Origin of the sequence: Telluribacter humicola (genome assembly GCF_017355935.1) — a bacterium.
GTDB lineage: Bacteria > Bacteroidota > Bacteroidia > Cytophagales > Spirosomataceae > Telluribacter > Telluribacter humicola.
In genome coordinates, this window is record NZ_JAFIQT010000001.1 from 1926840 (window position 1) to 1935675 (window position 8836).

8 protein-coding genes are annotated in these 8836 nt (G+C 50.5%); all 8 read left to right on the forward strand.

The features are described from left to right. Nucleotides 1–214: 214 nt before the first annotated feature. The 8 genes from JUB14_RS08300 to JUB14_RS08335 all read left to right on the forward strand — a co-directional run bounded on the left by JUB14_RS08300 (nucleotide 215) and on the right by JUB14_RS08335 (nucleotide 8814). Nucleotides 215–1594, forward strand: coding sequence for a lactate utilization protein B (locus tag JUB14_RS08300; protein ID WP_207505395.1), 1380 nt, complete (start codon nucleotides 215–217; stop codon nucleotides 1592–1594). 81 nt (nucleotides 1595–1675) lie between these two features. Beyond that, the gene (locus tag JUB14_RS08305; RefSeq protein WP_207505396.1) at nucleotides 1676–2008 is read left to right on the forward strand and encodes a DUF4377 domain-containing protein; all 333 of its coding nucleotides are present in this window, start codon (nucleotides 1676–1678) and stop codon (nucleotides 2006–2008) included. Nucleotides 2009–2099: 91 nt separating this feature from the next. Continuing rightward, on the forward strand, nucleotides 2100–2528 hold the full coding sequence (locus JUB14_RS08310; protein ID WP_207505397.1) for a nuclear transport factor 2 family protein: 429 nt from the start codon (nucleotides 2100–2102) through the stop codon (nucleotides 2526–2528). 26 nt (nucleotides 2529–2554) lie between these two features. Next, nucleotides 2555–3145 (forward strand): LutC/YkgG family protein, encoded by a 591-nt coding sequence (locus tag JUB14_RS08315; RefSeq protein WP_207505398.1) that lies wholly within the window; start codon nucleotides 2555–2557, stop codon nucleotides 3143–3145. A gap of 68 nt (nucleotides 3146–3213) precedes the next feature. Further along, entirely contained in the window at nucleotides 3214–3723 is a 510-nt protein-coding gene (locus JUB14_RS08320) for a GNAT family N-acetyltransferase (protein ID WP_207505399.1), read from the forward strand. Between the two features lie 59 nt (nucleotides 3724–3782). Continuing rightward, nucleotides 3783–4487, forward strand: coding sequence for a (d)CMP kinase (gene cmk / locus JUB14_RS08325; protein WP_207505400.1), 705 nt, complete (start codon nucleotides 3783–3785; stop codon nucleotides 4485–4487). Between the two features lie 26 nt (nucleotides 4488–4513). Next, nucleotides 4514–5575: an NAD(P)/FAD-dependent oxidoreductase gene (locus JUB14_RS08330; protein ID WP_207505401.1), complete on the forward strand. Its 1062-nt coding sequence runs from the start codon at nucleotides 4514–4516 to the stop codon at nucleotides 5573–5575. Next, nucleotides 5575–8814 (forward strand): hypothetical protein, encoded by a 3240-nt coding sequence (locus JUB14_RS08335; protein ID WP_229367586.1) that lies wholly within the window; start codon nucleotides 5575–5577, stop codon nucleotides 8812–8814. The genes JUB14_RS08330 and JUB14_RS08335 overlap by 1 nt, the downstream gene beginning before the upstream one ends. Nucleotides 8815–8836: the final 22 nt, after the last annotated feature.

Below are 8836 nucleotides of genomic sequence, written 5' to 3' on the forward strand. Positions count from 1 at the left end.
AACTTTGTTCAGACCCCGAGTCTCCGGTCGAAAAACTTTGTGATTCAAAAGTACGATAAGCTCATTTACAGCACAATAGTACTTTTTTACCACTAGTATAAAGTTGTTTGTATTGTAAAGTAACAAATTAGAAAAGTACAACGATTATCGATAGGGCTATGAAAGTTGTTCTAATAGTACTATTAACTTTATGTGAAGAAATACCGAATTAACTATGTACAAGGCCGAAACTGATCATGCCAGGGCTTCCGAAGCCTTCAATAGTGATGAATCGTACGTCAACTGGCACGACGAAACGCTGTGGTTTGTGCGTCAGAAACGTGACAAAGCTGCCTTTCAAATACCGGAATGGGAAGTGCTGCGCGATACGGCTTCCCGAATCAAGCACTACGTACTCTCCCACATGCATGAGCTGCTGGTAGAGTTTGAGAAGAAGGCCTTGGCCAACGGGGTACAGGTACACTGGGCGGCTGACGCCAGCGAACATAACCGCATTGTAGGGGAGATCATCCAGAAGCACAAGGTAACCCGCATGGTCAAGAGTAAGTCCATGCTGACCGAAGAGTGCCACCTCAACGAGTACCTGACCGGACTGGGCATTGAGGTAGTAGATACCGACCTGGGTGAGCGCATTGTGCAGCTGCGGGAGGAGCCACCCAGCCATATTGTACTACCGGCCATCCACCTCAAGAAAAAAGACATAGGTGACCTTTTCCACAAGCACCTTGGTACCGAAGCCGGTGCAACCGACCCCCAGTACCTGACAGAGGCGGCCCGACAGCACCTGCGCGAGAAGTTTGTGACCCGCCGGGTAGCCCTGACGGGTGTCAACTTTGCTGTTGCCGAAACGGGCGGATTCATGGTGTGTACCAACGAAGGCAACGCCGACATGGGTGCGCACCTGGCCGATGTACATATTGCCTGTATGGGATTTGAGAAGCTGATCCCGCAGGCCGAGCACCTGGGCGTGTTCCTGCGCCTGCTGGCCCGAAGCGCCACCGGTCAGCCCATTACTACCTATAGTAGTTACTTTCAGTCACCGCGCCCGGGACAGGAGATGCACATCGTGATCGTGGACAACGGCCGGAGTACCCAGCTGGGCCGCCCCGACTTCCGTAACTCCCTGAAGTGTATTCGCTGCGGAGCCTGTATGAATACCTGTCCGGTGTACCGCCGTAGCGGGGGGCACAGCTACCATAATGCGGTGGCCGGTCCGATCGGCTCCATACTGGCACCCAACTTGGACATGACCAAAAATGCCGACCTGCCTTTTGCCAGTACCCTGTGCGGTAGCTGCTCCAACGTGTGTCCGGTCAAGATCGACATCCACGACCAGCTCTACAAGTGGCGGCAGGTATTAGCCAAGGGAGGCTACGTACCCGCTACCAAGACTATGGGCATCAAAACCATGGCGGCGGTACTATCGCAGCCTCGTTTCTACCAGTGGTCGGGCAAGTTGGGGCGTACGGTGATGCGGGCCCTGCCCGGCGTAACCAACAATAGCCTGAACCCCTGGTATAAGCAGCGCGAAATGCCCGATCCACCGAAGGAGAGTTTCAGAGACTGGTACATACGGAACCGGGGAGGAAAGTAATCCTATCGATAAAACGAATAAGACATGTTTGCAACGGATAACGGGGTTGACGGGTCAGTGAGAGAAACAAACGATATAAACATGAAACACTTTCTTTTTTTACTATTTACTATTGTATTTGCCTTTTCCTGCAAAAAGGAGAACCTGGATAACCAGATCATCATGATGGTGAGAGACACCAAAGTGAGCTGTACCGGTGGTAATGGGCCGATGGAATGTCTGCAGGTACAAACGGGGGAGAAGGTAGGCAGCCAGACGTGGGAGTACTTCTACTCGCCCATCGAGGGATTCAACTACGAGCCGGGCTATATTTATACCCTTAAGGTAAAAACCGAACCTGTTAAAAATCCACCGGCTGACGGATCAAGTATAAAGTATACCTTGGTAGAGGTGGTGCTGAAGGAGAAGGTTTAACAACATCCCTTTATAAAGTACTCTCGCGAGCCGTATAATTGGTAGGTGGTACGCTTTATAAAGTACTTATTCACCTACATACTTACATCTTATGAAAAAAGCCTTACCCTTAGTTGTATTCGTACTGTTGTCGTATTGCTCAGCTCTGGCCCAGTCGGCACAGGAAAAGCAGGTGCTGGCGGCGATCGACACCTGGAAGAATGCCCTCATTGCTAAAAATGAATCCGCTCTGAAAGGAATTCTGGCCGAAGAGCTTTCGTACGGTCACTCGAGTGGATTGATGGAAACAAAAGCTGATTTTATGAATGCTGTCATGTCAGGTAAGACTGTGTATGAAACAATGGAGATGCCCGACATGAAGGTAAACATAGTAGGTAACACCGCCATAGTACGCCATAAGATGATCGCCGATGTCATAGACGGAGGCAACCGGATGAAAACTAACCTGGGCGTACTGCAGATATGGACCCGCAAGGGGAACGGCTGGCAGTTGCTGGCCCGGCAGGCTTTCAAGCTTTAAATAAGTACTTACAGACAGAGTTACCTATGAGCTCTCGTGACAACATATTGAACAAAATCAAGGCCGCACAGCCGGACCCCACCGAACTACCATCTGCCCCGCAGAACCCCATCCGGTACGATGATCCGGTTGGGAAGTTTTCGGAGATGATCAACCTGAACGGGGGAGTAGCCGAGTTGGCCAACAACTGGCAGGATATACGGGTACGGCTGGATACTACCTTTAATGAATTCAGTAACCGGGCCACCACCATACCCTTTCTGGCCGACTGGGCTGATTTTAGCCTGAATGTGGAAGACCCGCATGAGCTGGAGCTGATCAATGTGGCGGTGATAGAAGGAGCGTTTGGTGTGGCCGAGAATGGAGCCATCTGGGTATCCGAAAAACACGTGTCGCACCGCGTACTTCCTTTTATTACGCAGTACCTGGGTATCGTGATCCGCCGTAACGAGATCGTTAATACCATGCACGAGGCCATGGAGCGGGTCAATATATCTGAATCGGGTTGGGGCTGCTTTATCGCGGGCCCTTCCAAGACGGCCGACATTGAGCAGTCGCTGGTCATAGGAGCGCATGGAGCCCGGGGGCTGAGCGTGTACCTGCTCAACGATCATTAATCGCTTCGGGAAAGGTTGGCGCTGAGACTTATCCTGTACCTGATAATTCACATACTGAGCCTGATGGTATGAGTATTCAACTTCGTCCTTACAGATTTTCTGATAAGCAGGACCTGGTACGTTTTGCCAATAATCCCCGCATTGCGGCCAATGTGCGGGATGCGTTTCCGTCGCCTTATACGGCTGCCGATGCTGACTACTGGCTCAATGATTGTATCAAAGGGGAAGAAAATAAGTCGCAGATCAACCGGGTCATTGCACTGGGTGATCAACTGATCGGGGGTATAGGACTGATCAGGCAGAAAGATGTTTATCGCTTCAATGCTGAGATTGGTTACTGGCTGGCTGAGCCCTACTGGGGGAGGGGCTTTGTGTCAGAGGCAGTACAACAGCTATCGGCCAAAGCGTTTGCTACCATGAATATCCACCGTATCTATGCTGGGGTGTTTAGCTACAACAAAGCCTCCATGCGGGTACTCGAAAAAGCCGGTTTTACGTTGGAAGCCATTCATAAACAAGCCGTTTGTAAAAGTGATGCCTACTGGGACGAATATCTTTACGTGAAGTTTCGTCCCTAAAAAGGTGCAACCCACAGCATCTTTCGTTTATTTTGCAGTCTTCATGACCAAACGAAAGTATGTCTAAAATCATCGTGGCTATTGATGGCTATTCGAGCTGTGGTAAAAGTACTACCGCTAAGCTTGTAGCTAAGCAACTGCATTACGCCTACATTGACACCGGAGCTATGTACCGGGCTGTTACGCTGTACTTCTGCCAGAACCATATTTCGCATACCAACCCCAGAGAGGTACAGAAGGCCCTGGAAGATATCCATATCTCATTTCGCCGCCATCCCGAAACCGGCAGCAATGATACATTTCTGAACGGACTTAATGTCGAGGACGAAATCCGTAAGATGTACATCTCGGACCGGGTGAGCGATGTAAGTACTGTTGCCGAGGTACGTCATGCGATGGTAGCTCAGCAACAGCGCATGGGCAAAAGCAAAGGGCTCGTAATGGATGGACGTGATATTGGTACCGTCGTGTTCCCGCAGGCTGAACTCAAGATATTCATGACCTCTGACCCTCTGATCCGAGCCCACCGCCGGCAGGAAGAGCTACTCGCTAAGGGTGAGCTGGTAGGCATCGAGGAGGTAATGGATAATATAAAGAAGCGTGACTTCATTGATACCACCCGGGCTGAAAGTCCCCTTCGTCAGGCCGAAGATGCTATCCTGATCGACAACTCTATGATGACCGTAGATGAGCAGGTGGAGATGGTCGTGAGGCTGGCCGATGAGCGCATCGGAAAAGAGATTCGCCGGAACGAGGATATCTAGCATCCTTACTTCATCAACAGGCAGCCATGGATTATGACTACGTACTGGTAGGGCAGGGGATAGCAGGTACTACCCTGGCCTGGCACCTTCACCGATCCGGACGAAAGGTTCTGATCGTGAATGACTCCTCACGCCCCTCTGCCTCTATGGTAGCAGCGGGTATCTTTAACCCACTCACGGGCCGGAAACTGGTGAAAACCTGGATGGCCGATGAGTTGTTTCCCTACGCCATGCATTTTTACGGTGGTCTTGAGGAGGAACTACAGGCCCGGTTTCTGTATCTCAGGAATATATACCGTCCTTACCGCTCCATTGAAGAGCAGAACAACTACCTGGCTCAGACCGCCGAGCCAGGCATAGCCCGGTACGTACTGGATCGCCCGGCTGAGCTATCTTACAATGATTTTCTGAATGCCCAGCACGGTGGACTGGAAGTAACCGGTGCGGGCTGGGTGGACTTGCCCGTGTTTCTGCATAAGAGCCGGGAGTACTTTATACGGCATGAACTGTACCTGGAGGCCGTTTTTGACCCGAATGAGATGGTCATGCGGGACGATTGGGTAGAGTGGCGGGACCTGCGTATCGGTAAAGTCATATTTTGCCAGGGCGTAGATGCCCGGGATAATGCTTTGTTCAGCTGGCTTCCCTTTGCTCCCGTCAAAGGACAACTCCTGGAAGTGTCCATCGATGACTTCCCGGCGGAGAAAATAGTGAACCAGGGGATTTTTATATTGCCCGATGAATCAGGGATCCATAAAGTTGGAGCTACCTATTCGTGGCACGATCTGGATTGGGAGACCACCGACGAAGGCCGTCTGTACCTGGAAGAAAAATTAAAAGGATTATTAAAGGTACCTTACCAGGTATTGAATCAGCGTGCGGGCATTCGTCCTTCCTCCAAAGATCGCCGTCCCATGATTGGCTTTCATCCGCAGTTTCAGCAGATTGGCGTCTTTAATGGTCTAGGTACCAAGGGCGTTACGCTGGCTCCCTACTTTGCCAATAACTTCGTAGAGTACATGGAAAAAGGGAAAGATTTAAATTCCTTAGTGAATATTGGCCGGTATTTTTCGTTATATTACCAGTAATGAAAGCCATTGTTCAGATGAAGATACCTTTCCGATATGTTACGACTGCCCTTGCAGTCGTTTTTGCGTTCAACGTTGCCGACAAAGCCCTATTTGCGCAGCGATATCCATCCCAGGTGGAGTTTGGAAAAAACCGTATTCAGTACCGTACCTTTGACTGGAAGGTCCTCAAAACATCCAACTTCGAAATATACCATTATCAGGGAGGGACCGAACTGGCACGCATAACCGCTCAGTTGGCCGAAACGGAATTTGACCGGATTACGGAGATACTCGGATATACGCCTTACAACAAAGTAAAGATATTCCTCTATAACTCGCCCGGTGAGCTACAGCAAAGCAACATGGGACTGGCTACATTTGGTGACCTGGAAGACCAGGAGCTGGATTTGGCTCAGTCGCGGGTAGAGATAGCCTATACCGGTGAGCAGCTCAACTTCCGCAAAAAGCTGGTAAAAGAGATAGCCCTGCTTTTTGTGTATGATATGCTGTACGGAGGGAACCTGAGGGATGCCCTTCAAAGCTCTCTGCTGCTGACCCTGCCGGAGTGGTTTATGTCGGGTATCGCGGCCTACATTGCCGAAGGCTGGACCCCTGAAATGAACGACTACATGCGGGATGTCATTCAGACGCGCCAGATCAAGAAGCCGTCTCTACTGACAGGGACAGATGCCACGCTGATCGGACAATCTATCTGGAACTACATTGCTGAACGCTACGGCCGCGACAATATCTCCAATATACTCAACCTGACCCGGATTATTCGTACTGAGCAGACCAGTATTACCAGTACCCTGGGTATCCCTACTTACAATCGCTTCCTGCGGGAGTGGCGCGACTACTATACGGGTATAGTCACCCAGGCGGGTCAGAACTACACCCAGCCCAATCCGGACTGGCAGCACCGGATAGGAGCCCTGAGTTCGATCGCTTCAGGAGCTACCATCAAAGTATCCCGTGATGAAAAATGGCTGGCTTATACAGATTTGCATAAAGATAGATATAGAGTAACCATTCAGAACCTCGAGAGCGGAAAGCGGATGGTGATCCGTCAGGGTAGTATGTTAAGTGGCGGTGTACACGGTAAAAGCATGATGCCTCTGATTGGCTGGACCCGTAATAACACGCTGGCCATACTGGTGGAAGAGCAGTCAAAGCAGAATTTCTACCTCTACGAAAACCTGGATACCAAGAAGCCCAAGATCCGACTCAAGCGCACGATCCGGGGACTGGATCAGATCACCGATATGGATATCTCCGAAGATGGTACCATGATGGTGGTGAGTGCCGATAAGGGCGGTCAGAACGATATATACCTTGTTAGTATTTCCAGGGCCTCTACCATACCTCTGACAACGGATCATTACGATGATATAGCCCCCAGGTTTGTGAGTGGCTCGGCCCGTCGGGTGGTGTTCGCTTCCAATCGTACTACTGACTCACTTTCAATTGAAAAGGCAAACGCTAAAAACATCGCTAATGCCAATACTTCGCTAGGTATCTACGAGCACGATGGTACACCCCGGGCTGAAAGTGTCGTAACACTGATAGAGCCGCAGGGCAATCAGATCAAGCCTGTACATGCTACCGAGGAGGCAATATACTACCTGTCGGATGAAAAAGGCATTACCAACCTGTTTAAGTATGACCGCGGAGCGGGTACTTCTTCTCAGCTCACCAACTATATAGTAGGCTTACGCAATGCCGACATGACAACCCGGGGAAATGGTGCCCTGGCTTATACCAAGCTCCAGGATGGAGAATATGTCATGGCCTACCACAATCGCCTGGATCTGAACGCCAGCCTGAATACGCCGTCTCTGACCCGTAAAGGAACGCCGGGTACTGCCAGCCAGAAAGCTCAGGCTGCAACGGCTCAGACTACTACGCCGTCGGATACCCTACAGGCAGAAACCAAACAAATAGAGCTGAAAGAAGGAGAGGTAGATACAGACAACTACCAGTTTGATCCTGATGTACTGAAGACATTTGAATACCGTCAGCGCAGAGGTACTGTAGCCAATGCACCCTCTTCAATTCCAAGGTCGCGTCGACGTGAGAATATCGCTGTTAAAGGTCCTTATGACTACCGCGGATTATTCATTGCCAATGATGCTACTTCCGATTGGCGCATTGATCCGCTGCGAGGGTTCGGGTATGCCCAGTCCATTTCGATGAACGACCTGCTCGAAAACCACGTCATCAAGGCAGGCTTTTTTGTGTCGACTACCTTCCGTAACAGCGACTTGTTTGCCGAATACAACAACAACACCTACCGGATTGACTTTGGCGCCCGGGTAGACCGTCGTAGCCTGTATGTGGATGCCGAAAATGCGAATCAGAAGTACCGGTTCAACCAGGTGAGGCTGACGGCTTCCTATCCTTTCTCAGTACATACCCGTGTATCGGTGTCACCGACTTATACCGTCACTCGCATGATTGATATATATCAGCATGCTGAGCCCGATTTGTCGACACAGTATGGAGGTGTCATCTCCGAGTTTGTATTTGATAACTCGCGCATCAACGGTATGAACATGATCGAGGGTACGCGATTCAAGATACGGTACGAAAATCAGTTAGGAGTCTCTGACGTATCCGAAAGCTTCAACCGCATCAGCCTTGACCTGCGTCGCTACCAGAAGATCCACCGTGACCTGATCCTGGCGGCCCGCCTCGCATTTAGTCACTCGGGTGGTCGCTCACCCAAGCAGTCGATCATGGGAGGTATGGAAAACTGGATCCTGAACCGTAAAGAAAACCGTACGACCAACAACCCGCTGAACTTTGGCCCCGGCATTGATAACCGTGACGTATTCTTCTCGGAGTTCGCTACCAACCTGCGGGGCTTCAACCTCAATCGTCTGTCCGGTACCAGCTATGTGTTGACTAATCTCGAGCTACGTATTCCCCTGATCAAGTACATCTACCGCGGACCTATCACTTCCAACTTCCTGCGTAACTTCCAGGTAATCGGATTTACGGATATAGGTACCGCCTGGACGGGCAAAGGTCCATTCAGCCAGGAAAACAGCCTCAATACTGAGATCATCGGGGGAGGGTCTGATCCTTTCCGGGCTACTGTTACTAACTTCCGTAACCCATACCTGATGGGTTACGGAGTAGGTGCCCGTACCATGCTGTTCGGTTTCTACGTGAAGTTTGACTATGCCTGGGGCGTTGATAATGGCGTGACCAACAAGGCTATACCTTATATTACTTTAGGCTACGATTTCTAGTCCTGGTCCTGAGTACTTACTA

What these genes read in the sequence shown, in the direction of transcription:
- cmk (WP_207505400.1), top strand. Translation starts at nt 3,783, where the DNA reads ATGTCTAAAATCATCGTGGCTATTGATGGCTATTCGAGCTGTGGTAAA.
- JUB14_RS08315 (WP_207505398.1), top strand. Translation starts at nt 2,555, where the DNA reads ATGAGCTCTCGTGACAACATATTGAACAAAATCAAGGCCGCACAGCCG.
- JUB14_RS08335 (WP_229367586.1), top strand. Translation starts at nt 5,575, where the DNA reads ATGAAAGCCATTGTTCAGATGAAGATACCTTTCCGATATGTTACGACT.
- JUB14_RS08330 (WP_207505401.1), top strand. Translation starts at nt 4,514, where the DNA reads ATGGATTATGACTACGTACTGGTAGGGCAGGGGATAGCAGGTACTACC.
- JUB14_RS08320 (WP_207505399.1), top strand. Translation starts at nt 3,214, where the DNA reads ATGAGTATTCAACTTCGTCCTTACAGATTTTCTGATAAGCAGGACCTG.
- JUB14_RS08300 (WP_207505395.1), top strand. Translation starts at nt 215, where the DNA reads ATGTACAAGGCCGAAACTGATCATGCCAGGGCTTCCGAAGCCTTCAAT.
- JUB14_RS08310 (WP_207505397.1), top strand. Translation starts at nt 2,100, where the DNA reads ATGAAAAAAGCCTTACCCTTAGTTGTATTCGTACTGTTGTCGTATTGC.
- JUB14_RS08305 (WP_207505396.1), top strand. Translation starts at nt 1,676, where the DNA reads ATGAAACACTTTCTTTTTTTACTATTTACTATTGTATTTGCCTTTTCC.